The sequence below is a fragment of the Acinetobacter sp. YH16044 genome (genome assembly GCF_013417145.1).
GTDB lineage: Bacteria > Pseudomonadota > Gammaproteobacteria > Pseudomonadales > Moraxellaceae > Acinetobacter > Acinetobacter amyesii.
This window is the reverse complement of record NZ_VPEK01000019.1, coordinates 24,177-48,618: the sequence shown is the minus strand read 5'-3', so window position 1 is coordinate 48,618 and position 24,442 is coordinate 24,177. Positions and strand designations below refer to the sequence as shown.

Here is a 24,442-nt window from a genome sequence, read left to right as displayed (position 1 = left end):
GGCTAGGTAAAAAGGATTGAATCATTCAGTCCTTTTTTAGGACTAAACATTAAAAACACAGAATCATAGCTTCTCAATACCATTCAAAAAACAGCAATCAAAAGGTGACTTCACGCAATCAATTAGATGGTCTGGCATGCTTGTCATGTTACTAAAAGTTTAAAACCGCACTATTCGAGTGAACTTAGGTAATGCAGAAAATAGAGGGGGATTGATTTCAAATTAATTATTCTCCATAAATTTTACAATGACGTAATTCGAAACATTTATCGGCTTGGATCCTTGAAAATTAGCGGTACATTGGTTGTTGTCCTTTAGTGGAAGTACATCTAGTAGTACATTGCGACACTTGTGATGAAAAGGAGAAATGAAATGTCTCGTAAACAGCATCAACAAAACCAACAATCTGATCAACAACAGCAGCAAAATGATCAGCAACAGCAACAGCAACAGCAACAGCAACAGCAACAGCAACAGCAACAGCAACAGCAACAGCAACAAGACCAAAAGAAACAGAAACAACAGCCACATCAACGAAATCAGCGTCAACAACATCATTAATAGGCTAAAGACTTTGTGAGTCAAAGTTCATTTGGTCAAACGATTTTCTAATTGAACGAAATTAAAGTTTTATACGTAGACGAGAAGGAGATGAATTTGTCTAAGAAAACCAAATCACTTAAAAAGGAAATTAAAGCGAGGTTGAACAAAATTTCAAAGCATAATTCTGCTCTGAAAAAATTAAAGAAAAAGCTAAAAAAAGCTTAGCCCATTCACTCTTTATCAAAATGAAAAGACCTATTTATATAGGTCTTTTCTTTGTATGCATGATTTTTGTATGTATGACTTTTGTATGTGTGATTGATGATGCAGTTGAATGTCATATGATTTGCCTAGACGAGATTTTTGCTCAATTTTGCTGTGCGAGTGAACCAAAAGAGTTGCATTGTTCCAATGCCGAGTACGCATGCGGCTAAAATAAATTGCTGTGAATAATCAATACCAATTCGCTGTAAAAAACTAAAGCTTAAACCGCCAATCAATTGAATAGATGCAAAGCACAGGGTTGCAATACTCCAGAGCTTTTTATAGGCGCTACCATAGATTTGCAGAATGGTATAAGAGGTGAGAAAAACCACTGCCGGATTGAGCAAACCTGTAGCAAAAGAAGAAAAAAAAGTAAAAAATGGATGGATATTAATAATCGCTATAAAAATCGCGAAGACATAGCAGCTATATAAAATTTTAAGAGCACTGATATTTCCCTGTTTTTGTGCTAGGCAGTAAGCAGCAAATGCCCCTAAAGCACTCCCTAGACCATATAAAATCCAATTGAAATTGATCCCGATCGGGCTCAGGTGTAGGGTGTGAGTTAAATAGTCAATCCAAAATAATGAATGGGGCACGTAAGCAAAAGCACTGGTGCTATACACGATTAAGAGACAATAGAATATCCCATCAACTTTATGTTCTGCAGCTGAAATCGTGGTGAATGTTGTGAGCTGTGATTTAAAACCTTTTAAAAGCACGCTGAGTAAAATACAAATCAGGCTTGAAAAAGAAAATAAAATCAACCAAGCCCACTTTGTCGGCATTTGTTGGATGTAAGGCAAAAATAGCGTTGCCATTAACACCCCTAAGCCAATACCACTGAAACCAATAAAGTTGATTTTAAAGCGGTCTTGAAGCTGTGAACATTGGGCCACAACACTTGGGGAGAGGATCATTAGTAAGCCGCCGCTGATCCCTGAAATAACGCGCCAAGTGCTATACCAAAGTTCTGAAAAACCTGAAAATGCACAACTGAGTAAACTGAGTGTCCCTGCAATAGCTGCGAGTTGGATATAATTCACCATGCTTTTATTTTGGGGTACTTTCATGGCCCAAAATGCACCGATCAAGTAGCCGAGCAAATTGGCACTGCCTAAGATGCTGGCAAAACTTGGGCTCCAACCAAATGCTTCACGGGTTGAAGGGAGGAGTGCGGTATAGGAAAAACGTAATATCCCGATGCCTAGGCACATGCTTAGACAGAGAAATAGGCTCAGTTTAATTTTGTTAGAGAACATCCTGTACTCATGTATTTTTATGATTGGTTAAAAAATAACATGAATATGCTGTAGAAAAATCAACAGATCTTAAAGTTTTGACTAAGGTCTAAGCTCAAAATAAATTATTAAAAACTTAACGATTCAAAAAGATAGCTGTGGTGTGAGTACAGTAAGAAGTCAAATTTAAGGATACAGTAATAAAAAAACCGTACAGCACGTACGGTTTTTTTATTTTTAAAGCACTTATGAATTAACGCATTTTCGCCAAGAAACGACCTAAACGAGTGAGTGCTTCACGTAGTTCATTTTCAGCAGGCAAGAACACCACACGGAAGTGATCTGGTGTTGGCCAGTTAAAACCCGTACCTTGAACCAAAAGTACTTTTTCAGCACGGAGGAAATCCAACATGAATTTCTCATCGTCTTGAATTGGGTAAATTTCAGGATCCAGTTTAGGGAAGCAGTACATAGCACCCTCTGGTTTCACACAAGATACACCCGGAATATCATTCAACATTTCCCAAGCAATGTTGCGTTGTTCATATAAACGACCGCCCGGACGGATGAGATCATTAATCGATTGATAACCGCCTAAAGCTGTTTGAATCGCATATTGCGCTTGGTGGTTGGCACACAGACGCATCGACGCCAGCATGTCTAAACCTTCAATGTAGTCTAGCGCACGTGATTTATCGCCTGTAATTGCCATCCAGCCTGAACGGTAACCGGCAATTCGATATGCTTTAGATAAGCCATTGAATGAAATACATAGCTGATCGCCTGCTAAAGATGCAACAGAGACATGCTCAATGCCGTCATAAACGATCTTGTCGTAAATCTCATCAGCAAATAAAATTAAGTCGTATTTCTTCGCAAGAGCTACAATTTGCTCAAGCACATGACGTGGGTAAACCGCACCTGTTGGGTTGTTTGGGTTAATCACCACGATACCGCGGGTATTCGGGGTGATTTTACTTTCCATGTCGGCAATATCTGGATACCAGAAATTTTCTTCATCACATTTATAGTGAATAGCAGTACCGCCAGAAAGGTTAACTGCCGCTGTCCAAAGCGGATAATCCGGCATAGGCACTAGCATTTCGTCGCCATCATCGAGCAAGCCTTGCATTGCCATCACGATCAGTTCAGATACGCCATTGCCGACATACACGTCATTGACGTGCATATTTAAGATACCTTTTTGTTGATAATACTGACAAATCGCTTTACGCGCAGGGAAGATGCCTTTTGAGTCGGTATAACCAATTGCGTTTGGCAGGTTTAATGCCACGTCGTTAATAATTTCTTGAGGCGCTTCAAAACCAAAAGGAGCAGGGTTACCAATATTTAATTTAATAATTTTATGGCCAGCCTCTTCCATCTCATTGGCCGCTCGCAACACTGGTCCGCGAATGTCGTAGCAAACATGCTCGAGCTTAGACGATTTCTTAATTTCGCGGGGGGTGTTAAACGTATTCGGCATTTTTATATTCTCGGAAAGAGTGGAGGTCACTTTTGCATAACGGTATAAATAGCTTTTAAATGTCTCGGTCGTTACTAAATCGAGATGATGTTCGTCTCTGAGTAAAGCAACTATTTTTTCATGCGTAAACCCTGCCTGTTGATATTGTTTGATCACGGGCAGCAGATTTTTAAAAATTACGCTCTTTTTCTGCGACATTTTTTAATCCTGAGCAAGAGTAGCGCTAAGATTATCACTAAAGGTGCTCACAAAAAAGCATTTAATTTGGCATTTTGCTCACCACGATTTTATATTTGCTTACTTTTTGCTTTTTGGGTCATTATATAGATTTTGTAAATTGTTGAATAAAGACTAGAAATTTAAGATTGAATGACGTAAATATAGGATTATCCTATTTTAAATACCACGATATAAAGGGACGTCATCATGGGAAAACTCAATAAAACAGAAAGAGAATGGCAAAATGGGAAAACTCAATAAAACAGAAAGAGAATGGCAAAGAGAATTGTCGCCAGAAGAGTTTCGCATAACGCGTCAGAAAGGCACGGAGCAAGCTTTCACTGGAAAATATTGGAATACGAAACAAGCTGGCACGTATGTATGTCGTTGTTGCGGGGAACCGCTTTTTTCTTCTGAAACAAAATACGATAGCGGTTGTGGTTGGCCGAGCTTTTATAAGCCAATTGAACCTGCTGCGGTGGAAGAAAATGTAGATACGACACACGGTATGGTCAGAACAGAAATTGTTTGTCATCATTGTGACGCACATTTAGGGCATGTTTTTGCTGATGGCCCACAGCCGACTGGATTACGTTATTGTATTAATTCGGCATCCTTAGAATTAGAAACAAAAGAAAAAAATGATGAGGAAACTTATCCATGACCACCATTCACCAGTTTGAAGCAGAATTACTGGACGGAAGTAATAAATCCTTTGCAGATTATGAAGGCAAGGTTTTATTAATTGTAAATACCGCTAGTAAATGTGGGTTTACTCCTCAATTTGCTGGTTTGGAGAAAATTTACGAACAATATAAAGATCAAGGTTTTGAGGTTTTAGGTTTTCCATGCAACCAATTTGGCGGACAAGATCCGGGTTCGAATGATCAAATTGGCGCGTTTTGTCAAAAAAACTATGGCGTATCTTTTCCGATATTTGCCAAAGTGAATGTAAAAGGCCCTGAAGCGCATGTGATTTTCCGTTATTTAACCAATAACTCGAAAGGCGTATTGGGTAATGGTATTAAATGGAACTTCACCAAGTTTTTAATTGGCAAAAATGGGCAAGTTATTAACCGCTATGCACCCACGACCAAGCCTGAAACATTGAATGAAGATATTGAAAAAGCTTTAGCTCAGTCAAAATGAAGTGAATTATTGGCCGAACTGAGGTTGATATAAAGGCGCGGAAGCGTCTTTATTTTTTTGGATGTTTTATACTGAAGTGTCTTTATTTGAAGGTCATAACATTGTTTAAGCAGATGGTTAAACGTCGAATTTGTGTTTTAACGTTTTTTTTACCCGTATGTGTGGGGATAGCTTGGGCAGATAGCAATCCAAGTGCATCTGAACCTACAAAAATGTCTGTTGTTGCAAGCAATCTAGACCGCACGACAGATGCTCGGGTCAATGCATTATTGCAATTATTAAAAACACCTGTTGAAGAATACCAACCTACGCGTGTTGCCGATGTAATTGATCCACATGTCAAACCGAAAATGTATGAAGTCTCTTGGGTAAATGCACCACAATATGTGCTGTCTGCGTCTGAAATGAAAACATATAAGCATCCTGTCAAACTACAGCTCACTGTGATTGCTGCAACAGGCTATATTGGTAGCTCAAAACTCATCGCAAGTTCAGGCTCTAAAAGCTTTGATCAAAAAGTACAAAAATCCCTATTGGTTGCGCGACTTGAACCTATTCCGATGGTTGATAAAAATCTCAGTTATACCGTTGAATATGAATTTACTCTTCATCCACCTCAATAAGCTTATAGCAGAAGGCAAATTTTGAGTTCCATAAATGATCTGTTATTACTGGTGGATCTAATTGATAAAGAAAGATATTACTTTGCAACTAGCTAAAACCTTTCAGATGTCTGCTTATCTATTCGCTTTACAACAATCCGTTATGATCATACTTATTTTTCATACAGCGTTTAACACTGAGCGAACCTCGAACATTTAAATTGAGTGCTACATTTGATTTCTAATGGTTTCTCAATAATTGATTCTTATTGAATGTTTCTAAATAGTTATTACTAAATGATTTTCTTTGAATGATGTTTAAGAAATAACTCAAATAAAAATGCCCCAAATCTGGGGCATTTTTTGTTCTAAGCAAAACGCTTTAAATCAATTAAAGTACTGCTTTTAAGCGACGAATCACTTCTTCACATTGGGCAATATCGGCAACAAGGGCTAAACGCACATGATTTTCGCCCGGATTACCTTGTGCTGTATCACGCGATAAATAACGGCCTGGAAGCACTTTAACGTGTGCTTTTTCCATGAGCATTTTGGCAAAGCTTTCATCATTATCCACTTTTAACCAGTAGTAGAACCCTGCATCAGGTTTTTGTAATGGTAGTAGGTGACCCAGTTCGCGTTGGAATAATTCAAATTTTGCACGGTACTGGACGCGGTTTTCTTCGACGTGTGCTTCGTCATCCCAAGCTGCAATTGAAGCTAACTGGTGTTGAACAGGCATCGCAGCGCCATGATAAGTACGATATTGTAAATAAGGTTTTAAAAGCGCAGCATCACCTGCAACAAAGCCAGAACGCATACCCGGTAAGTTAGAACGCTTAGACAGTGAGTGGAATACCACGCAGTTCTTATAATCATCACGGCCTATTTCAGCACAGACTTCAAGCAGACCAACAGGTGCTTCATCAAACCAAAGCTCTGAGTAGCATTCATCAGATGCAATCACAAAATTATATTGGTCAGACAGTGCAATCAGTTTTTTAAACTGTTCTTTAGAAAGTACCGCACCTGTAGGATTACCCGGTGTGCAGACAAACAGTAAAGTGGTTTTTTCCCAAACTTCAGCTGGCACAGCGTCAAAGTCGCCAAGGTAGTTATTTTCTTCTGTACAGTTAATGAAGTAAGGTTCTGCACCCGCAAGTAAAGTTGCGCCTTCATAGATTTGGTAGAACGGATTTGGCATCACCACATATGGGGCATCTTCACGTTTAATCAAAGCTTGTACAAACGAGAAGATCGCTTCACGCGTACCTGACACAGGTAGTACGTTGGTATCTGCACTGATGCTATTGAGTTTAAAGCGACGGGTTAACCAGTTTGCAATGCTCGTACGAAGCTCAGGTAAACCCTTGCTGTTTGGGTAAGTTGATAAGTGCTGAAAATTATCAATAATGGCCTGTTTCACAAACTCCGGTGCAGGATGCTTTGGTTCACCAATCGATAGTGGAATCAAAGGTAAATCTGCGGGTTTCACATCCTGAAATAGCTTATTCAGCTTTTCAAATGGATAAGGGTGCAATAATGACAAACTGGAGTTCATGGAATGGATACCGATAATTTAAGTTAATGATGACTACAAACCTGATTCGATGCTTCATCGAGTGCTGACTTTAACTGTGCAGCAAACGTTTCCGCTTCTGAATCACTCATAGGTGAGCCATCTTTTTTAGTGACATAGAAAATATCTTCAGCACGTTCACCGAGCGTTGCAATTTTCGCAGAGTGAATATCTAGACCTTGCATCATAAATAAACCACCAACTTTAGCAAGTAAGCCCGGATGGTCAAGTGTCGCAATTTCAACCATATTTTGTTGAAGTGCTTCATTGAAAGAAATACTCACGGTATTTTCAATATCAAAATGACGCAGTTGACGTGGGATACGACGTTGCATCAGGCCTGGATACTTGTCAGATTGGCTCAAGGCTTGTTTGAGTGCTTCAATAACAGTTTGCTCACGTTCAGGATCTGTTAATAAAGTGCCAAAACGGTCAAGTACAACATAAGTGTCCAAACTAAATGCAGTGGATGCAGTGATAATTCGAGCATCCTGAACATCTAGATTCATTCTGTCCAAAATAGCCACTGTGGTCGCAAACAAGTTAGGTTGATCTTGAGTGTAAATAAAGATCTGTACCGCATCTTGTGCAAATTTGCGATGTGCTCGCATCATCACCAATGGTTCTGCATTATTGCCATGTTTTAAAATGGCGCGCGTATGCCATGCGATTTCATCGGCAGATTCTTTCAGGAAATATTCATCACCGAGTTCTTGCCAAACAGTTTCTACATCGTAGAGCGAAAAATCGTTGACTAATAGTTCACTGGCCGCAAATTTAGTGTCTTCGATCAGCATTGGATAATCTACAGGACGACCCAAACCAGAACGAATCACATCACGCGCTTGTGTATACAGTTGGCGCATGAGGGATGCACGCCATGTATTCCAAAGTGTCGGATTGGTTGCGTTGATATCAGCAACTGTCAAGGTGTAGAGATAGTCGAGATGCTCCATATCGCCCATTTTCTCAGCAAATTCTTTCACCACATCTGGATCGGAAATGTCTTTTTTCTGAGAAGTAACGGACATCAATAGATGGTTTTGAATCAACCATGCGACAAGGTTGCATTCACGTTCAGTAAACCCATGGGTACGGCAGAATTTAATTGCATCTGCTGCACCAAGTTCACTGTGGTCACCGCCGCGACCCTTGGCGATATCATGGAAAATTGCCGCTAAATAAACAATGTCACGGCGCGCCAGTCGTTGGAATACGGAGCTAACGACAGGGAAGTCCTTAGCAAATTCAGGCTCTTTAAAACGGTTTAAATTACGTAGTAGTAATAGGGTATGGGCATCGACAGTGTAAATATGGAACAAGTCATATTGCATGAGTCCCATGATTTGCCCAAAGGCAGGAATATAGTTGCCGAGCACGCCATAACGTTTCATCGCCACCATGGTGTCGTATAAACGGTAGGGTGAGCGAATGATCGCCATAAATAAGGCTTGATGTGCAGGATTGTCACGGAAGTTCTGATCAATACGTTTTGCTGCAAGTGACAATAGACGTAAAGTTCGGGCACGAATCCCTTCAATTTCTGGACGATTCGCCAAGAGGTAGAAAATTTCTAGAATAGCACTTGGATTTTCAGAGAAAATTTTATGATGCTGTACCGCTAATTTGCCATCGACTAATTTGAAGTTAGCATTGATCTCTTCAATTTTACGTTCATAGTCAGGCAAGCGTGGCGTAATGACAGATTCATTAAAATAAGCCAAGAGCATTTCATTTAACGTCGTCACTTGCTGAGCGCTACGGTAGTAACGTTTCATGAACTGTTCGATTGGATAATTCGGTGATTTACCTTCTTCACGTTGATAGCCAAATTTAGCGGCAATGTCACGTTGATAATCAAACAATAATCGGTTTTCGTCGCGCTTGGTTAAGCGATGTAAATGATGACGAATTTCCCAAAGAAAGCTTTCTGTTTCTTCAAGAACGCCAAGTTCAAACTCTGAAATAAAACCCAAATGTACAAGGTCATAGATGCGATTGACACGGAAATGACGCTTAGCAATCCATCCGATTTGGTTGATATCACGGATACCGCCGGGCGCATTTTTAATATCGGGTTCTAAGTTGCTTTCGGTATTGTTATGTTGAGCATAGCGTTTGGCTTGCTCTTGCATTTTGGCATCATAGAAGGTTTTATCCGTCCATGTCTGTGACACGATACGGCGTGGCCATTTGGCTAGGTGTTCATTGCCCACAATCAAACGTGCTTCAATCAAAGCTGTTGCTACAGTTAAATCATTGGTGGCTTGAGCAACACAATCATTAATAGTACGCACACTGATGCCCGGTTTGAAATTACCAACATCCCAAAGAGTTGAAATAAAGCTGGAGATGAGTTTTTCTTGTTCTGGGCTGATTTCATCTTCAGACAAAATCATGATATCGACGTCGGAGTAAGGCAGCATTTCGCGGCGACCATAGCCACCGACAGCAAATAAACCGAGATCGGTTTGGTCGAGTTCAGCATGTGTCCATAAGAACTTTAAGGCTTCATCGATTAGATTCGAACGAGCCAAAATCACATCACGAATCGACTGTCCATTTTCAAAGCATTCCTGTAGCTGATTTTCAACATCTGAGCGCCATTGGTTAATCGCCTGAATGTCGTGGTTACTTTTAATGTAATTCAGCAGAGGAAGCGTATTGATCATGAACAGTGGTCCGTTAAGGTGTTACAAACTTAGTTTTGTTGAACACTGACTTGTTGTGCAGCATGTTGAGCAAGTTCACGCGCGTGATCTGTGGTTTCAGCGCGTGCTGTTGCTACGCCCATACGGCGACGTTTAAAGCCTTCTGGTTTACCAAAGAGGCGTAAATCGGTGTCTGGATTAGCCAAAGCAAGATTTAAGCCAGTAAATGATAAATTGGTATCATCCACGCCTGCATAGATGACTGCGCTCGCAGCAGTACTGTGTCGAGCAGTATTCACAGGCAGACCAAGAATGGCACGTGCATGCAGTTCGAATTCGCTTTGGAATTGCGATGCAAGCGTGACAAGGCCTGTATCGTGTGGACGAGGTGATACCTCACTAAACCATACTTTATCGCCTTTGACAAACAGTTCCACCCCAAAAATGCCACATCCACCTAATGCAATGGTTACTTTATTGGCAATACGCTTGGCTTCCTCTAAAGCAAGAGCAGTCATGAGTTGTGGCTGCCAACTTTCTACATAGTCACCAGCGTCTTGGCGGTGGCCAATCGGGTCGCAAAATGATGTTTCAATTTCACCTGTTTCTGCATTTTTTGCACGAACAGTCAGCAGGGTGATTTCAAAGTCAAAGTCAATTTGTGATTCCACAATCACTGTACCTTGATTTACACGTCCACCTGTTTGTGCATATTCCCAAGCAGCATCGACTTCATCAAAGCTTTTTACACGTGACTGTCCTTTACCCGAAGAAGACATGACAGGCTTAACAAAGTTTGGATAGCCAATGTCATCGCATGCAGCACGGAACGCTTCAAGGGTATTGGCAAATCGGTAGGCTGAAGTCGGGAGTCCAAGCTCTTCGGCAGCTAGACGGCGAATCCCTTCACGGTTCATCGTCAGGTTGACAGCTTTTGCAGAAGGAATGACAGTGGCAATATTTTGTTCTTCGATCTCGACTAAAACTTGAGTCGCAATAGCTTCAATTTCAGGAACAATCAAATGAGGCTTCACTTGAGAAATTAAAGCTTTAAGTGCCTCAGGATCTGCCATATTTAAAGTATGAGAAAAATGTGCAACTTGCATGGCAGGAGCATGGTCATAACGATCGGCAGCATGAACTTCTACACCCAAACGTTGCAATGAAATCACAACTTCTTTACCGAGTTCACCAGAACCTAACAGTAAGACTTTATACGCTGAAGACTGAAGTGGAGTACCAATAGTGACGCTCATGTAAATCATCCATGCTTGATTTTATGGGAATTTAAGCATAGCAGAACTTGTTCGAGAGATAAGAGAGTGTTCACATAAATAAATGATATTGTCCAACAATTTTTTTTATATCTTTATGGGGGAGCGTTCGTGTAATTATTTATCTGTTAAAATCTTTAAAAAGTGGTAATTAGTTGTTTTTTATTTAAATTCACTTTAAATATACCTGCATTTTTTACAGATGCAGGGAATGGCTCAATATCCAAATTTGCACATTGAAGCGCACAAAGCTGCACAGATGTTTGGCGGAAGTTGGGCCAGTACAGCAATCCGAGCAGTGGTACGGCGCATATGCATAAAATCAATATTAAGCCAATTAAAATGGCAGTGAAATAGAGTGCGTCTGCAGCTACCGATAGAAGGTGAAATGATGAATTGAGCCATGAACTGAGGCTGAAAATGCACAATAGAAAAACCAATAAGAAGCCGATCAGCTGCAGAAAATTGCTGAACAGACGAGGCATCGATATGTGTGAAAACATCAGGCGACGTGGATGTAAGTGCAGAATCTGCTGTGTGCAGTTATATAAACCCACAATCATTTTTTGTTGATTTTTCTCTATATAGATGGCGCGGATCTGATCTGTAGATTGGCAATGTACAGCGCAGAAATTAGCACTGAATAGCTGGCTTTGAATGAAGCATTCAAATATACGCTTTCGATGGGCTTTTGCAGTCCCCAACTCAATTCAGATGGTTGTCTAGAATGAATATAAATTTTGCCTTGAATACAATGGTACTTTGCCATCTATGGGGTTTCGCTAGATTTTTATGTTATGCGTTGACTATCTCATAAATATTGCTAATTAAAAGGCACAGGCTGAAGAAGCTTGTGCTTGAGGTTTTTATTTGGATTGTCGCTGACTCAGCTTTAGAGATGAAAAGGTATATAGGTATAGACTAAGCCGTAAGTCAGTGCCGCAGTCAGTGTAGCAGGGACAATTTTTTTAAACTTGAAATACAAGCCTGCAAGCACAGCAAAACCAACCAACATGGCAAAGCTTTTATTTGGTGTCTCAAGCAAAGGTGGTAAGGTTGCAACCACCAACATTGAACTAATTGCGGCAATGCCAATCGAGCCCAAAGCGATTTTGAGCCATAAAGAACCACGCTGCTGTGAACCTTGCTGAAATTTCTGAATTACAAAAAATGGCCCAAACCGTGATGCAAAATTCGCAATCCCGACCAAGATCCCAACCAAGATAATTTCTAGATTCATGATGCTTCACCCATATGTTCAGGATCAGGTTTCTTTAAGACATAATGTTTGAATAAACCGGCAAAAATACCAGAAGAAATACCGATAAAAATCGCAGCAGACAAGTCGATAAAGTAGCAGGCAATCGCAGAAACAATAATTGTAACCGTGACCACAAATGTATGTTTTTTCTCAAATGCTGCGAGTAAAAAGCTTAAAAACAATGCAGGCAGTAGGAAGTCGAGTGCGGCTTGTAAAAATTGTGGAAGGTTGCTGACTTGATCGGCAAATAAACCGCCTAAAAATGAGCCTGTTGCCCAAGACAGCCAACTAAATAAGCTGAGTCCTAACATCCAAGATTCTGACCATTCTTGACGACGTTGCGACAGTTTGATCATGCCTGATGCGAAAACTTCGTCGGTTAAACCCCAAGCCCAAACTGCCGTTTTCTTTAAATTGAGTCGGTCTTGAATCAGGTTTTGTAAAGCAGGACCGTAGAGCAAATGGCGTATATCGAGAGCAATCACAGTGAGTGCAGTCATCCAAATGGATGTTCCACTTCCCAGTAACGCAACGACGAGAAACTGACTGGCACCGGCATACATAGAGCATGATAAAAATAAGGCTTCCCACGCAGTGAAACCAAATTGAGTCGCAGAAACCCCAAATGCAAAAGAAACAGGAAGATAGGTAAAGATAATAGCTTGACTATCTTTAGCACCTTGCCAAAAACCCGCAGGCTGAACTGTAGGAAGTTTGTGCTCAGACACGACACACCTTTGAAAGAGTTGAACAACAGGTCAAATGATGATTGAGTATTGTACGCGAATTCACTAGCATAGTGCCGAATATGTTTGCTGAAATGAGCTGGATATGCAGAGGTTAAAGATGCGTGGGATACTGATTGTTTCATTATTGAGCAGCACGGTGTTGTTGCAGGCCTGTGGTAATGATGGAGCTGAACAAGCTCAAGTCGAAATTAAAGCAGCACCCAAATTAACCAATGATGCAACGGAGTATGCTGCCAAAGCTTGGGCGTTTATCAATGAAGCGGATCCGATTGTTTATGCAAAACAAGTCGATCAGATGGAAGAGAAAGTTCGTGTTCCAGCACGTAAATTGAGTACCGAATGGCGTATCAATGTCAAAATGACCGATTCTGTGACTGAAGGTAAATATGCACTGTGTCGTAAGGCTTTGACAAGTTTGGAAATTTGGGCACGTGAAAGTATTGATCAGAGTTCGACTGTTGCACAAAAGCAAGCAGATTATGAGCGTGATAAAAATCAATGCAAAGGTGCGATTGAAAACCCTGAACTCGGAAATACCGATCCGAAAAAAGTAGGCATTTAACCCGATCAAAGCAGTGAAGTTTCACTGCTTTTTTTTGGGAAAATATCAAAAAACAAGAATAAATCTATAATAGATGATTGATAATTTCTCCTAAAAGTATCGCTATTTCATATAAAAAATAAATCAGACTGCTGTCTTTGCGTTGAGCTTAGTTTCAAATTTGCATGTTTATTTTTTGAATTTAAATAGATAAAGCATTGATAATGAATTGTAAAAATATCTTTTGAGAAGAATTTATTGTTAAAAACTCCCCATTTTAGAACGCCAGTCGTCTGTCCTTCTCTTTAATTAATATCTTTAAAATATTAATAATACGAAGTATAGATAATGTGATAAAAAATTAAAATTATCAGTATTTGATAAAATATGTAAAAATAACTGCGTAAAAGATGAAGTATGTAAATTAAATTAAAGACGTTGAATAGGTGATTAAGATGAAAAAAACATTAATGATGTTATCGGTTTTGGCTGTTTTGACTACAGCAGTCAATGTACAAGCAGCGACTGAAGATAAATCAGAAGCATCAACTCAAGAAGTTGCAGCATGTACAAATGGTTTTGACAGTGTAAATGTTTGCCAATTATTGTCTTGATCAAAATTCGATAAAGCGAAGTGCTACAAATAAAAGCAAAATAACTATAAAGAATCATTCTGGTGCAATTAAATGCACTTATTTAAATCACAAATGTCAGACATCATGCACAGGAAGTGCATGAGCAATCTGATGTAACTGCGCTAGATCTAAAATTTCAATTTGTTTAAACGCAACACGAAGCACCTGCATTTTTTCCAACTGCTGAAGCTCCTGATTGACTGATTGTCTTGAGCAATTCATCAGTTGCGCAAGTTGTTCCTGTGAGATGTGTATGGTGTGTTGCTCAATTTCCAAATGATTTCCATATCCATTTAAAATAAACAGCAGACGCTGTGCGAGACGTTGACTTAAACTTTGCGTTTGTAAGGCAATGAGTTCCATAAAGGCATAGCGAAGTTTTTGACTGGTGAGCTGGGCAATATGAAACCAAAACTCAGGATGTTGTTGTAATAATTGCTGAATTGCTTGAGCCGGTAAGTGTAATAAGGTGGATTTTTTGATACAGATGGCATCGTGAGAGCGTGGTAATTGGTCAACCAAGGATATTTCGCCAAACCACATAATTGGCTCAGCAATGGCGGCAATAGCTTCTTTGCCATGAATATCAATATAGCCTAAGCGAACTGCGCCATCTAAGACTGCATACATACCATTAAAACGCTGTCCTGATAAAAAAACACGTGCGTATTTTTCGAAAGTTAAAGTCAGGGCATGGCGGCAGATAAAGTCTTGGAAGGAAAGATTTAAGCCTGAATACCACACATTTTTATTGAGTTGATGCACATATTGAGCGTCCAGCACAGCATATCCTTATTTTATGGTCCAACTTGTCTATTAGATGACAACTTTATTGATGCATTTTTTATATAGTGAAATGAGTGAATGAACAAGGAGTAAGTTAATGAGCAAACTTGAAAGACTGTTAAGCCAATATGCAGCATATCATTTAGATCGAAAAAATGTGCTGACGCATTTTGTGGGTATTCCGCTTATTGTATTTTCGATTATGTGTCTAACCGCACGAGCAGGGCTAATGATTTCAGGTTTTGAACTGACCCTTGCATTGTTGTTGATTATTGCCAGTGTCATTTATTACCTGAGTTTAGATAAAATTTTCGGTTTGATTATGCTTTTGGTGTTTGCCGTCACATATCCCTTAGCCTTAATGATCGCAAAAATGAGCCTTATGTCATGGTTGATCTGGAGTGTGGGGATCTTTGTTGTGGGTTGGATCATCCAGTTTATCGGTCATTATTATGAAAAGAAAAAGCCTGCGTTTATGGATGATGTCATTGGCTTGGCAATAGGGCCTTTATTTGTTCTAGCTGAGTTTGTGTTTCTACTAGGCTTTCGTAAAGAGCTTGAACAACGCATGCTGACAGAAGCAAGAAGACAGCGCGCAGAGATGGATGCAAAAGCATTACATATTGCTCACCCATAAATGATTTGAATAAAAAAGCCGGATAATTCCGGCTTTTTTTTGCGATGTGTTGATTCTCAACTGTTTAGGATTTCACAGCAGTTTTATGTTGTTCCACTGCCACCTTTTGTGCAGCGATTTTTGCTTTTGCGTCAGTATTTGCTGCTTTGGCAGCATGGGCTGAAGTTTTAGCTTCTGATTTTGCTTGTGTTGCAAGATGCTCTGCTTGAGCTGCATCATGTTTTGCTAATTTTTGATTATGTTTCACTTTACTCTGAGCCAATTGGCTGGCTTGTTTTGCATCGTGTCGAGCGATTTTTGCATCATGCTGCGCAACTTGTGCTGCATGTGTAGCAGTACGTTCCTGATGTTTTGCATCTTTAGCAATGGAAACACAAGTACCACCTTTATGGTTTGCACCTGTACCACCTGTAAGTGTGGTGCCTTGTGGACATGCAAACGCAGTTGCACTAAGCATTGTAAAGATACCTGCTGTTAGAATTGTGCTGATTTTTTTCATTGCTATTGTTCTATGAAAATAGGCATTAGTGCCTATGAGTAAATTTATAGCAGAACGGTAGAGATTTAAGTCGTTGCACTGTGGTGACTCGGCAACCAAATCATGTATTCGTGTCGATATAATTTTGTTTTTAAGCAGGTTTTAAGTTTTTAAATATGCATATTTTTTGGCTTGAGCTTTTGCCTAAAATTAAAAAAGCCAGCAAATTGCTGGCTTTTTATGGGTGCTATCTTATACGTTAAAACGGAAGTGTAAAACATCGCCATCTTGAACGATGTATGTTTTACCTTCTAAACGCCATTTACCTGCTTCTTTAGCGCCGGCTTCACCGTTGTATTGAACGAAGTCGTTGTAGGCAACACATTCAGCACGAATAAAGCCTTTTTCGAAGTCAGTGTGAATCACACCTGCAGCTTGAGGTGCAGTTGCACCAATTTTTACTGTCCAAGCACGAACTTCTTGTACACCAGCTGTGAAGTATGTTTGAAGACCAAGTAAGCCATAACCTGCACGAATAACTACGTTTAGACCAGGTTCTTCCATGCCTAAAGCTTCAAGGAATTCAGCACGATCTTCATCTTCAAGTAATGAAATTTCTGCTTCGATTTGGTTGCAAAGGGGAACCACAATTGCATTTTCTTCAGCAGCTAATTTTTGCACTGCTTCTAAGTGAGGGTTATTTTCGAAACCATCTTCTGCAACGTTGGCAATATACATGGTTGGTTTAAGGGTTAAGAAGCCATAACCACGCACCAATTTACGTTCATCTTCATCAAGGTCAGCTGCACGCGCAGGTTTACCTTCATCCAGTAAAGGTAAGATTTTGTCTAAAACAGCTTTGGTCGCAATCGCTTCTTTATCGCCACCTTTTGCAGATTTTGCTAGACGTGTAATTGCTTTAGAAACAGCTTCTAAGTCAGCAAGTGCAAGTTCAGTGTTGATTGTTGCGATATCGTCAAGTGGATCAATTTTGCCATTTACGTGAATGACATTCTCGTCTTCAAAACAACGTACAACATGTGCAATAGCATCCGTTTCACGAATGTTAGCTAAGAATTGGTTACCAAGCCCTTCACCTTTAGATGCACCAGCAACAAGACCTGCGATATCCACAAATTCCATCGTGGTTGGGACAACACGTTGTGGGTTTACAATTTCAGCAAGTTTATCCATACGTGGGTCAGGTACAGGTACGATCCCAGTATTTGGCTCAATTGTACAGAATGGGAAGTTTTCAGCAGCAATCGCAGCTTTGGTTAATGCGTTGAAAAGCGTTGATTTACCAACGTTCGGCAGGCCGACAATACCACAGTTAAAACCCATGAAATAACTCACAAAGTATTATAAAAAAATTGTGGATGATTTTACATGAAAGCCATAATAAAGTCAGGTGATATGGGCAGGAGAATGTATATCTTATTGAATCGCGCTGAGATCGAGATGAATTCACGTCTGAATAAAGCTTAAGTTGCACTACGGATGCAGAATAGGTGCAAAAATGACATTGTGTTTCAATAACACAGTGACTAAAGTATCCCTATAAAATTACTGGGTTTTATAAACCACAGTTACAACAAAAACTTGGAGCATTTATGCGAACTCTCTACCAGTTTCCACTCTCACATTTTTGTGAAAAGGCGCGCTGGTTACTCGATCACAAAGAGTTGGATTATGTGGCTCATAATTTAATGCCGGGTGTGCATCGTGCATTTGCACAGCTTAAAACAGGGCAAAACAAATTACCGATTTTACGTGATCAAGATCATTGGGTTGCAGATTCAACTCAAATCGCCTTTTACTTGGATGCGACCTACCCCGAACATAGTCTGATCCGTCCAGATGTCAAACTGCGTGAAGACGCTTTAGAAATTAATGAACTCTCCATTGAGTTAGGCCAACATGTGCGCCGTTGGGGGTTGGCACATGTATTAAATGAAAGTGAAGAATCACTTGATATTTTAATTGGTGAAAAAGGCTATTTACGTCAGTTTGAAAAATATTCAAAACCGATTATAAAGGCACTGGTTTCTAAGGGTTATCAATTAGATACAGATAAGGTTGCGGCTTCACGTGAGCGACTGGATGAAATTGTGGTTGATTTAAATCAACGTCTGATTGAACAAGGTGGGCGTTATTTTGTAGGCGACCGATTAGGTTTGGCTGATATTGCAGTGTGTTCAATGTTGGCGCCGATATTAGAGATTGTCGGAACGCCGTGGGAAAAAGAGCATGGCGAAACCTTGTCAGAAGAGTTTAAAGCTTACAAAGCCTATTTGAGCGATTTGCCTTTAGGTCAATATGTACAACGCATATACCAAACAGAACGGAATGCACGGGTAGATTGGCGTGGTGTATAAGCCCTTTATATGAAACTTTGCGTCATACTGCTTAAAAAAAAGCGCGCCTAATGGCGCGCTTTTTTTAAGCCACTTAATACTTACTTGGTAATATAAAAAATCAAACCGTGATGAAAAAACATTCATTTAATCAAGATATTTATGCAAATTATTATTTATATGATGCATCTGAGCTTTATTATTTTTAATAAATCATGCTATACATGAGAAAACTTGCACATAAATGCTGATTTTAAAATTTAAAATAACATTGAAAATGACAACAGGTGTTTGATGAATCGGGATTATCAGCACTGTTTTCAAAAATGGCTGGAGTAGACCGATGGAACTAGACCGTTTTGATAAACAAATTTTAGAAATTTTGACCCATGAAGATGTCAATTTAAATGAACTATCAGAGCGGGTGAATTTATCGGTCAGTTCAGTTCATCGTCGGATCAAACAATTGATTGATCACAATATTATCAGTGGTCTAAAACGTGAAATTAATTATCAAAAATTGGGCTTTAGTTTGCATGTGCTGCTACAGGTCTCCTTAAGCAAACATGATACAGATACTTTTGCTAAATTTTTAGAAGCATTAGAAAGTATTCCAGAAGTCATTAATGCATTTTTGGTGACAGGGCAGTCTGCCGATTTTATTGTGGAAGTCGTTGCACGGGATATGGAAAACTATAGTGAAATTTTACTCAAGCGCATTGGTAAAATTGAACACGTAGTTGCATTACATTCGAGCTTTGTAATTAAACAATATAATGTTTTTAACTGTAATGGCTTATTAAATAAGGTTTAAATGCAGCCCTCATATATAAACTCAAACAGTTGAAAGCTAGGCAATAAAAAACGCACCGAAGGGTGCGTTTTATACTTCACTCGATTGAATTATAGAGCTTCTAATTCAGCCATCACTTCATCTGTAAATTCAACGTTGGTATACACGTTTTGAACGTCGTCTAGATCTTCAAACATATCAATCATTTTGATGATTTTTTTCGCTTGTTCGATATCTGAAATTAACGCTTTAGTTGAAGGGTTCATGACCACTTCGGCGTTATCAGATTTTAAACCTGCTGCTGCAAGTGCATCCTGAACCTCACCGAAAGTTTCAGGTGTGGTGATAACTAGAATTTCATCTTCATCTACTTCAATATCTTCAGCACCAGCTTCTAAAGCGATGTCCATGATTTGATCTTCTAAAGAAACATCTTCAAAAGTAATCTCACCACGTTTGGTAAACATATAAGCCACTGAACCAGCAGTACCTAAATTACCATCAGTTTTCGAGAAGCAATGACGAACGTCAGGAACAGTACGGTTCAAGTTATCCGTCATTGTTTCAATGATGACTGCAACACCACCAACGCCATATCCTTCGTAGGTTACTTCTTTTAGATCGGTATTTTCTTCACCGCCCACACCACGTTGGATCGCACGATTAATGGTGTCACGTGTCATGTTTGCAACTAATGCTTTTTCAACAACAGCACGTAAACGTGGGTTAGACGCTACATCACCGCCGCCTAAACGTGCAGCTGTCACGATTTCACGGATAAATTTTGTGAATACTTTAGCGCGGCTCGCATCTTGTTTTGCTTTACGATGCTTAGTATTAGCCCACTTGGAATGACCCGCCATGCGAAATATGCTCCTTGTAGATTGGCCTTATGCCTATCAAATTGAGCAAATTCTACCATAATGGCTTTTTTGTGTGAAAGTACTGGATTTCAGGAATTGAGTAGTTGAAAAAAAAATATCCAAATTTGAGAAAATAATGCGAGATGTCTAAACGCTCGTACTGTAATTTTTCTTATGATGAGAATCGGGCTAAAAGGGTGAGCTCTATCTTGTTATAACAGGAAGATATAAATGTACAATGCGTGGAGCACGATACATTTATACCTTTAAATACGTATTTCGTTAAAACGTGAATGGCGCTTAGTCTTTATTTTTAGGTTCTGGGATCACGATATCTAAACCTACTTTATCTTTATAGAGTTGCTTAATTAAAGCTAAATCGTGATCGAGCTCAGTCGGGTAAATCTTACCGAAAATACCGCCTTGTTTGGTTTTTGAGTTGGCATACATTAATACAATCGGCACACCTGCTGCTTTAGCAATATACCAAAAGCCTGTACGAATCGGTTTTCGTGCTTCACCACGTTCTGCACGTGTCGCTTCTGGAGCAATAACTAAATTAAATTTTTCATTGGCTTCAAAATGCTCAACCATTTGAGTCACGATGTCTTTATTGGCTTTACGGTCTACAGGAATACCGCCAATCGCTTCAAGGACAGGTTTAAATGGACCTTTAAAGAGTTCTTTTTTAATCAGCGTGTGAATTTTAATGTCGTAAATTTGGCAAAGGGCCAGTGAAAGAACAGCATCCATCATTGAGGTGTGTTCAAAGCCGACGATCACTTGTTTATTTTCTAAAACATCAGGTTCTACGTGGTATTTCCAGCCTGCCAATTTAAATGCAGATTCGCCAATAAACTTTTTCAACATAGTCGGTGATACGGTGATTTTAAAAAGGTGTAATTTCTGCTTGTTTGGATCATCAGTCAAGAGGATTTAAGTGAGCTTTGATCTGAATTGTGCATATATTTCAAATCAGAATAAGAAGGGGGATTGAAGACTGATACTTTTTAGCAATAAATCGGTTAAATTTTATATAGCAAAGCTATCATCATAGATAAAAATACTCTTAAAAATTTGCTAAATATGGCTAGGCACCGTCAGAAATTCTTATTAGACTTTTGTCGTAGGTTAAAACTTTTAACCTGTTGGTCTTAACTCGTTTTCTAACGGAGAACTCAAGCATGATTTATTTAACTGCTGTGTTATTCGCTGTTGCTATGTTTGCTTTGATTGTTATTTGGTCAATTGTTGAGTTTTATTTGGACTTAAGAAAGCCTGAACAGGTTGAGTCTTAATATTTGTGCTTTTAAAGTGTGAAATATATAGTATTTCTAAATATCATGAATCAAAAAACATTTGCTTATAATGAATAAAATAATACCTTTTAAGTATAACAAATCGTGACTTTATTTAAGGGTATTTAGAACTTAAGCTTTTAAATTTTTCTTGAATGTATTTTTTTATAACCTACTTCTCGTATTAAGCAATCGTGGCTTACTCAAGCTGGCTTGAAGTTTTGTACGTATCTATAGGTTATCTGCCATATCTTTTAAAGCCTTAGACTGACTTTATTTAGTTTTTAACATTAAAAAACCCCTCACGATTAATGCACGTAAGGGGTTGTTTTATATGGTGGGCCCACACGTTACCACACTTAAATTTAAATATTTGTTTTATATTAATTTATTTCTATAGACTTAAATAAGGTACAAATATGGATACACGAATATTTTGTGTTATTTTTTGTTATTTATTTTCCTCAAACTCAAACGAACAACATTACTAAATTAATAATACAATCTAAAGGATGCTTAAAATGCTAATTTGGTACTAATACCTTGTTTTACAATGTTTTTATTTTAGCAAGTAGTTTTGCCAAGTTTTGCTAAAATGCTAATTCCTATAACTGATCAAATATATCCTTAGCAAATTTAGCACAACTTAGCATTCATCTTTGCTTTTACTTAAGCCTTATCATATAAGCCTTTCAACGAATTTTAGCAAATTTAGCAATGTTTTATAAAAGAACAGGGTTTATAACCACATACTCCTTTCCACTAATTTTTTCTATTTTCACATAATTACCATCGCAAAGCGTCTTCAATATATCATCACGGGTATTCTTGTTCCTCAATTTTTTGGGTGTTACATGAGTTGAAATACTTGATTTCAATACTTTTTCAGTTCCTTGTTTAAGGAGCCACTTAAGCATTAAATCACTGTCAGTTTCTTCATCTTCATCTTTGTTATAATATCTAATCCACTCATCTAGTGAGTAATTACATAAATCGATTGCTCCCTGCATAGTCTTGGCATCAATATAGTCTAGTTCAGGAGTAAAATATGCTAGAACGGTAGCAACTCTTAAGCTGTATTGAATCATCCGCAAAGCGTTGGGACGTATGCTGTAATATTTTCCACAATAGTTTTTAGTTTTATTTGCTTCTTTTTTTATATAGTTTTCAAAGTCTAAATGTAATGTTTCAGCCTCCTCATCTTTTAAGAACTGAATACGCTCATCGGTCGTTAGACTATTTTCTTTATGTGGAGGATACTTCAATCGTTCAGATAACTCATTAAATGCAATGATTGCGGCATCTTCACTTGCTTTGATGAGCCTCTGTTCTTTGGTAACCTTATTTACAGGCAAAGGTTCAGGAGCAGCAACAAAAAAACGAGCCAAGAATCCTTGAAGTCTTAATGTCTCATTATTTAGAGCCTTCTTAGCCATGACGTCCTGTATGGATAAATCAACGCTAAAACGTTTTCCTATGACAAATTCAGGTTCCTCGTTACCGTGTAAGGTATTGGATGATGTCCCTTTATCAATCAAGCTATTAACTACACCTAAAGACTCTCCCATGGTCTCAGTGCTAAAAGAATAACCACCTAATACCATTGCTCCCTCTGTAGTTTGCCACGCAAAGCTACTAAATACTGATCGTGACATGGCCTTTACAATACCTTGTGTTGTTCCTTTCTTATATAATGTGATTGGATTAATAGGTTCCTGTTCATTTCTACGTTCTTTTAATGGCAAAGATGAATAAGCATTTTTGTCAGTCATATACTGTTTAATAGCATTATTCTCTCGTTGTTCAATTGAACTTGCTAATAAATTTCTAGTTTCATCTTTACCCCCACCACTTTCGAAAATGGTTAACACACCGAACGAACAAGGTTGTCCTTTTATTGTTTTATCACTTGGTGCTTGGGCGTGCTCTTGTGCCACATATACCATCACACCTAAAGCTGTTTGACCTGCTAATGCTATAGGCACATGATTATAATATGAGACTTGTTTTATAGCCTGTTGTGGGATTAGTGGAAAAGCATGGATAGGATAAGAAGCCTGTACTTGTACTATTTTATGCTCTAGTGGTATTAATTCTCCCCACTGTGTTATTGAATCTTGCATAAATGTATTTGTGTCAATTTTTCTTTTAAGGTGATTAATTTCACTTAAGAAAAATGAATTAATTTGCTTTGATTTAAGCATATAAAAGCTATCATCTAGTTTTATAAATAAATCATGATTTTGCTCAGGTTCATTAAAACCAGTCATTGCTCTAAATATTGTTTCAGGCATACCATCATTTATAATCCAATATGCCTGATCAATGTCTTTGTGAAATACAATGGCATCACCAGCATTAGCAATTTTTAAAAATAACTCTAAATTGTCCGTACCTAATACGTATTGAATATTGGCTTTATTAGTATTACTTGCAAATACCCCTGTTGCACCAACAACCCAAGCTACTTTTTTAGAATCAAGTAATTCATGTGGATTTTTATCTGTATCAAATTTTTTTATATTGCCGCTTATGGTATAACCAACAACTTCAGATAAGTCTTTAGGGTTAACATAAGGGATTACAGAACATCCGTCACAGTCGTAATCCATATATTCTGGATGAATATAAGTCTCAGGCTTAATCTTAAAACTGTTACGATCAATACATGCTTCAACAAAAGCATTGAGTGTATAAAACTCTGTTTTATGACCTGTAATTGGATCAATGTTCACAGCAATTGTATTACTAAAAGTAATTTGTGAATTCATTTTTCGCTCCCCATTTGTGAATTTGAAGGGTTTAATTTCGAAACCCAATCTTTGATTTCACTTTCACGATAAAAAACACGAGCTTGTTTTTTATCGCCAAATTTAATAGCCGCGGGGAACGAAGGGTCTCTTCGTTGTATTGCGTATACCGTATTTCTACTAGCATTTATAATACGACATACATCTTTAATTTTAATCAACATTTCATCTATGCTCACTGTTGAAATGAACATTATGAGAAATACAAAAATGAGGAATTTTCATC

At 38.6% G+C, this 24,442-nt stretch carries 23 protein-coding genes; 9 read left to right on the top strand and 14 right to left on the bottom strand.

Features of this window, described 5'->3' with window-relative positions:
* Positions 1-372: 372 nt before the first annotated feature.
* Positions 373-561, top strand: coding sequence for a hypothetical protein (locus FTV38_RS11720; RefSeq protein ID WP_171262571.1), 189 nt, complete (start codon positions 373-375; stop codon positions 559-561).
* Between the two features lie 332 nt (positions 562-893).
* Here the strand turns inward: FTV38_RS11720 and FTV38_RS11715 are convergent, their stop codons facing one another.
* Both FTV38_RS11715 and FTV38_RS11710 read right to left on the bottom strand, forming a co-directional pair.
* Positions 894-2,069, bottom strand: coding sequence for a YbfB/YjiJ family MFS transporter (locus FTV38_RS11715; RefSeq protein WP_180022562.1), 1,176 nt, complete (start codon positions 2,067-2,069; stop codon positions 894-896).
* Between the two features lie 232 nt (positions 2,070-2,301).
* Entirely contained in the window at positions 2,302-3,732 is a 1,431-nt protein-coding gene (locus FTV38_RS11710; protein ID WP_078189059.1) for a pyridoxal phosphate-dependent aminotransferase, read from the bottom strand.
* Positions 3,733-3,997: 265 nt separating this feature from the next.
* On the opposite strand from FTV38_RS11710, the gene msrB reads away from it, so the two are divergent.
* From msrB to FTV38_RS11695, 3 genes are all read left to right on the top strand, one after another.
* A complete protein-coding gene (gene msrB / locus FTV38_RS11705; RefSeq protein ID WP_078189058.1) occupies positions 3,998-4,417 on the top strand; it encodes a peptide-methionine (R)-S-oxide reductase MsrB in 420 nt (139 codons plus the stop codon).
* A complete protein-coding gene (locus tag FTV38_RS11700) occupies positions 4,414-4,902 on the top strand; it encodes a glutathione peroxidase (RefSeq protein ID WP_180022561.1) in 489 nt (162 codons plus the stop codon). The genes msrB and FTV38_RS11700 overlap by 4 nt, the downstream gene beginning before the upstream one ends.
* Before the next feature lie 113 nt (positions 4,903-5,015).
* Positions 5,016-5,525, top strand: coding sequence for an energy transducer TonB (locus FTV38_RS11695; RefSeq protein ID WP_180022560.1), 510 nt, complete (start codon positions 5,016-5,018; stop codon positions 5,523-5,525).
* Positions 5,526-5,895: 370 nt separating this feature from the next.
* Here the strand turns inward: FTV38_RS11695 and dapC are convergent, their stop codons facing one another.
* The 5 genes from dapC to FTV38_RS11670 form a co-directional block, all read right to left on the bottom strand.
* The gene (gene dapC, locus FTV38_RS11690) at positions 5,896-7,065 is read right to left on the bottom strand and encodes a succinyldiaminopimelate transaminase (protein ID WP_180022559.1); all 1,170 of its coding nucleotides are present in this window, start codon (positions 7,063-7,065) and stop codon (positions 5,896-5,898) included.
* 23 nt (positions 7,066-7,088) lie between these two features.
* Positions 7,089-9,755: a [protein-PII] uridylyltransferase gene (glnD, locus tag FTV38_RS11685; protein ID WP_180009460.1), complete on the bottom strand. Its 2,667-nt coding sequence runs from the start codon at positions 9,753-9,755 to the stop codon at positions 7,089-7,091.
* A gap of 29 nt (positions 9,756-9,784) precedes the next feature.
* Positions 9,785-10,999, bottom strand: a complete 1,215-nt coding sequence (gene purT, locus FTV38_RS11680; RefSeq protein WP_171263820.1) for a formate-dependent phosphoribosylglycinamide formyltransferase — start codon at positions 10,997-10,999, stop codon at positions 9,785-9,787.
* Between the two features lie 901 nt (positions 11,000-11,900).
* A complete protein-coding gene (gene ygaH, locus FTV38_RS11675) occupies positions 11,901-12,248 on the bottom strand; it encodes an L-valine transporter subunit YgaH (RefSeq protein WP_078189050.1) in 348 nt (115 codons plus the stop codon).
* Positions 12,245-12,997 (bottom strand): AzlC family ABC transporter permease, encoded by a 753-nt coding sequence (locus FTV38_RS11670; RefSeq protein ID WP_078194362.1) that lies wholly within the window; start codon positions 12,995-12,997, stop codon positions 12,245-12,247. The genes ygaH and FTV38_RS11670 overlap by 4 nt, the downstream gene beginning before the upstream one ends.
* A 103-nt stretch (positions 12,998-13,100) precedes the next feature.
* Between FTV38_RS11670 and FTV38_RS11665 the strand changes: the two genes are divergently transcribed.
* Positions 13,101-13,580, top strand: coding sequence for a hypothetical protein (locus FTV38_RS11665; RefSeq protein ID WP_078194361.1), 480 nt, complete (start codon positions 13,101-13,103; stop codon positions 13,578-13,580).
* 434 nt (positions 13,581-14,014) lie between these two features.
* Entirely contained in the window at positions 14,015-14,173 is a 159-nt protein-coding gene (locus FTV38_RS11660; RefSeq protein ID WP_180133541.1) for a hypothetical protein, read from the top strand.
* Positions 14,174-14,269: 96 nt separating this feature from the next.
* Here FTV38_RS11660 and FTV38_RS11655 read toward each other — a convergent pair whose 3' ends face one another.
* On the bottom strand, positions 14,270-14,977 hold the full coding sequence (locus tag FTV38_RS11655) for a Crp/Fnr family transcriptional regulator (protein WP_180022558.1): 708 nt from the start codon (positions 14,975-14,977) through the stop codon (positions 14,270-14,272).
* 100 nt (positions 14,978-15,077) lie between these two features.
* Here FTV38_RS11655 and FTV38_RS11650 point away from each other — a divergent pair, with 100 nt between their 5' ends.
* Positions 15,078-15,617: a DUF962 domain-containing protein gene (locus FTV38_RS11650; protein ID WP_180022557.1), complete on the top strand. Its 540-nt coding sequence runs from the start codon at positions 15,078-15,080 to the stop codon at positions 15,615-15,617.
* A 64-nt stretch (positions 15,618-15,681) separates the two neighbouring features.
* On the opposite strand, the gene FTV38_RS11645 is transcribed toward FTV38_RS11650, so the two are convergent.
* Together FTV38_RS11645 and ychF are read right to left on the bottom strand one after the other, a co-directional pair.
* Positions 15,682-16,116, bottom strand: coding sequence for a hypothetical protein (locus tag FTV38_RS11645; RefSeq protein ID WP_257228780.1), 435 nt, complete (start codon positions 16,114-16,116; stop codon positions 15,682-15,684).
* 231 nt (positions 16,117-16,347) lie between these two features.
* Positions 16,348-17,439 carry a redox-regulated ATPase YchF gene (gene ychF / locus FTV38_RS11640; RefSeq protein ID WP_078189045.1) on the bottom strand — a complete coding sequence of 364 codons (1,092 nt, stop codon included), beginning with the start codon at positions 17,437-17,439 and terminating at the stop codon, positions 16,348-16,350.
* Between the two features lie 269 nt (positions 17,440-17,708).
* On the opposite strand from ychF, the gene FTV38_RS11635 reads away from it, so the two are divergent.
* Positions 17,709-18,473 carry a glutathione S-transferase family protein gene (locus FTV38_RS11635; RefSeq protein ID WP_180012150.1) on the top strand — a complete coding sequence of 255 codons (765 nt, stop codon included), beginning with the start codon at positions 17,709-17,711 and terminating at the stop codon, positions 18,471-18,473.
* 322 nt (positions 18,474-18,795) lie between these two features.
* Positions 18,796-19,266, top strand: a complete 471-nt coding sequence (locus tag FTV38_RS11630; protein WP_111885999.1) for an Lrp/AsnC family transcriptional regulator — start codon at positions 18,796-18,798, stop codon at positions 19,264-19,266.
* A gap of 89 nt (positions 19,267-19,355) precedes the next feature.
* Here the strand turns inward: FTV38_RS11630 and FTV38_RS11625 are convergent, their stop codons facing one another.
* The 4 genes from FTV38_RS11625 to FTV38_RS18405 form a co-directional block, all read right to left on the bottom strand.
* Positions 19,356-20,108, bottom strand: coding sequence for a YebC/PmpR family DNA-binding transcriptional regulator (locus FTV38_RS11625; RefSeq protein ID WP_078194353.1), 753 nt, complete (start codon positions 20,106-20,108; stop codon positions 19,356-19,358).
* Between the two features lie 300 nt (positions 20,109-20,408).
* A complete protein-coding gene (locus FTV38_RS11620) occupies positions 20,409-20,978 on the bottom strand; it encodes a 1-acyl-sn-glycerol-3-phosphate acyltransferase (RefSeq protein WP_168379638.1) in 570 nt (189 codons plus the stop codon).
* A 1,150-nt stretch (positions 20,979-22,128) separates the two neighbouring features.
* Positions 22,129-24,177 (bottom strand): DUF3987 domain-containing protein, encoded by a 2,049-nt coding sequence (locus FTV38_RS11615; RefSeq protein WP_180022556.1) that lies wholly within the window; start codon positions 24,175-24,177, stop codon positions 22,129-22,131.
* Complete coding sequence (locus FTV38_RS18405; protein WP_158318646.1) at positions 24,174-24,380, bottom strand: AlpA family transcriptional regulator; 207 nt, start codon at positions 24,378-24,380, stop codon at positions 24,174-24,176. Before FTV38_RS18405 ends, FTV38_RS11615 begins: the two co-directional genes overlap by 4 nt.
* Between the last annotated feature and the right edge of the window lie 62 nt (positions 24,381-24,442).

Excerpts from the sequence above, each read along its gene's own strand:
- FTV38_RS11715 (WP_180022562.1), bottom strand. The coding sequence starts at position 2,069 with ATGTTCTCTAACAAAATTAAACTGAGCCTATTTCTCTGTCTAAGCATG.
- purT (WP_171263820.1), bottom strand. The coding sequence starts at position 10,999 with ATGATTTACATGAGCGTCACTATTGGTACTCCACTTCAGTCTTCAGCG.
- FTV38_RS11660 (WP_180133541.1), top strand. The coding sequence starts at position 14,015 with ATGAAAAAAACATTAATGATGTTATCGGTTTTGGCTGTTTTGACTACA.
- glnD (WP_180009460.1), bottom strand. The coding sequence starts at position 9,755 with ATGATCAATACGCTTCCTCTGCTGAATTACATTAAAAGTAACCACGAC.
- dapC (WP_180022559.1), bottom strand. The coding sequence starts at position 7,065 with ATGAACTCCAGTTTGTCATTATTGCACCCTTATCCATTTGAAAAGCTG.
- FTV38_RS11620 (WP_168379638.1), bottom strand. The coding sequence starts at position 20,978 with ATGTTGAAAAAGTTTATTGGCGAATCTGCATTTAAATTGGCAGGCTGG.
- FTV38_RS11720 (WP_171262571.1), top strand. The coding sequence starts at position 373 with ATGTCTCGTAAACAGCATCAACAAAACCAACAATCTGATCAACAACAG.
- FTV38_RS11700 (WP_180022561.1), top strand. The coding sequence starts at position 4,414 with ATGACCACCATTCACCAGTTTGAAGCAGAATTACTGGACGGAAGTAAT.
- FTV38_RS11625 (WP_078194353.1), bottom strand. The coding sequence starts at position 20,108 with ATGGCGGGTCATTCCAAGTGGGCTAATACTAAGCATCGTAAAGCAAAA.
- FTV38_RS11695 (WP_180022560.1), top strand. The coding sequence starts at position 5,016 with ATGGTTAAACGTCGAATTTGTGTTTTAACGTTTTTTTTACCCGTATGT.
- FTV38_RS11710 (WP_078189059.1), bottom strand. The coding sequence starts at position 3,732 with ATGTCGCAGAAAAAGAGCGTAATTTTTAAAAATCTGCTGCCCGTGATC.
- ychF (WP_078189045.1), bottom strand. The coding sequence starts at position 17,439 with ATGGGTTTTAACTGTGGTATTGTCGGCCTGCCGAACGTTGGTAAATCA.
- ygaH (WP_078189050.1), bottom strand. The coding sequence starts at position 12,248 with ATGAATCTAGAAATTATCTTGGTTGGGATCTTGGTCGGGATTGCGAAT.
- FTV38_RS11665 (WP_078194361.1), top strand. The coding sequence starts at position 13,101 with ATGCAGAGGTTAAAGATGCGTGGGATACTGATTGTTTCATTATTGAGC.
- FTV38_RS11615 (WP_180022556.1), bottom strand. The coding sequence starts at position 24,177 with ATGAATTCACAAATTACTTTTAGTAATACAATTGCTGTGAACATTGAT.
- FTV38_RS18405 (WP_158318646.1), bottom strand. The coding sequence starts at position 24,380 with ATGTTGATTAAAATTAAAGATGTATGTCGTATTATAAATGCTAGTAGA.
- FTV38_RS11650 (WP_180022557.1), top strand. The coding sequence starts at position 15,078 with ATGAGCAAACTTGAAAGACTGTTAAGCCAATATGCAGCATATCATTTA.
- FTV38_RS11635 (WP_180012150.1), top strand. The coding sequence starts at position 17,709 with ATGCGAACTCTCTACCAGTTTCCACTCTCACATTTTTGTGAAAAGGCG.
- FTV38_RS11645 (WP_257228780.1), bottom strand. The coding sequence starts at position 16,116 with ATGAAAAAAATCAGCACAATTCTAACAGCAGGTATCTTTACAATGCTT.
- msrB (WP_078189058.1), top strand. The coding sequence starts at position 3,998 with ATGGGAAAACTCAATAAAACAGAAAGAGAATGGCAAAGAGAATTGTCG.
- FTV38_RS11630 (WP_111885999.1), top strand. The coding sequence starts at position 18,796 with ATGGAACTAGACCGTTTTGATAAACAAATTTTAGAAATTTTGACCCAT.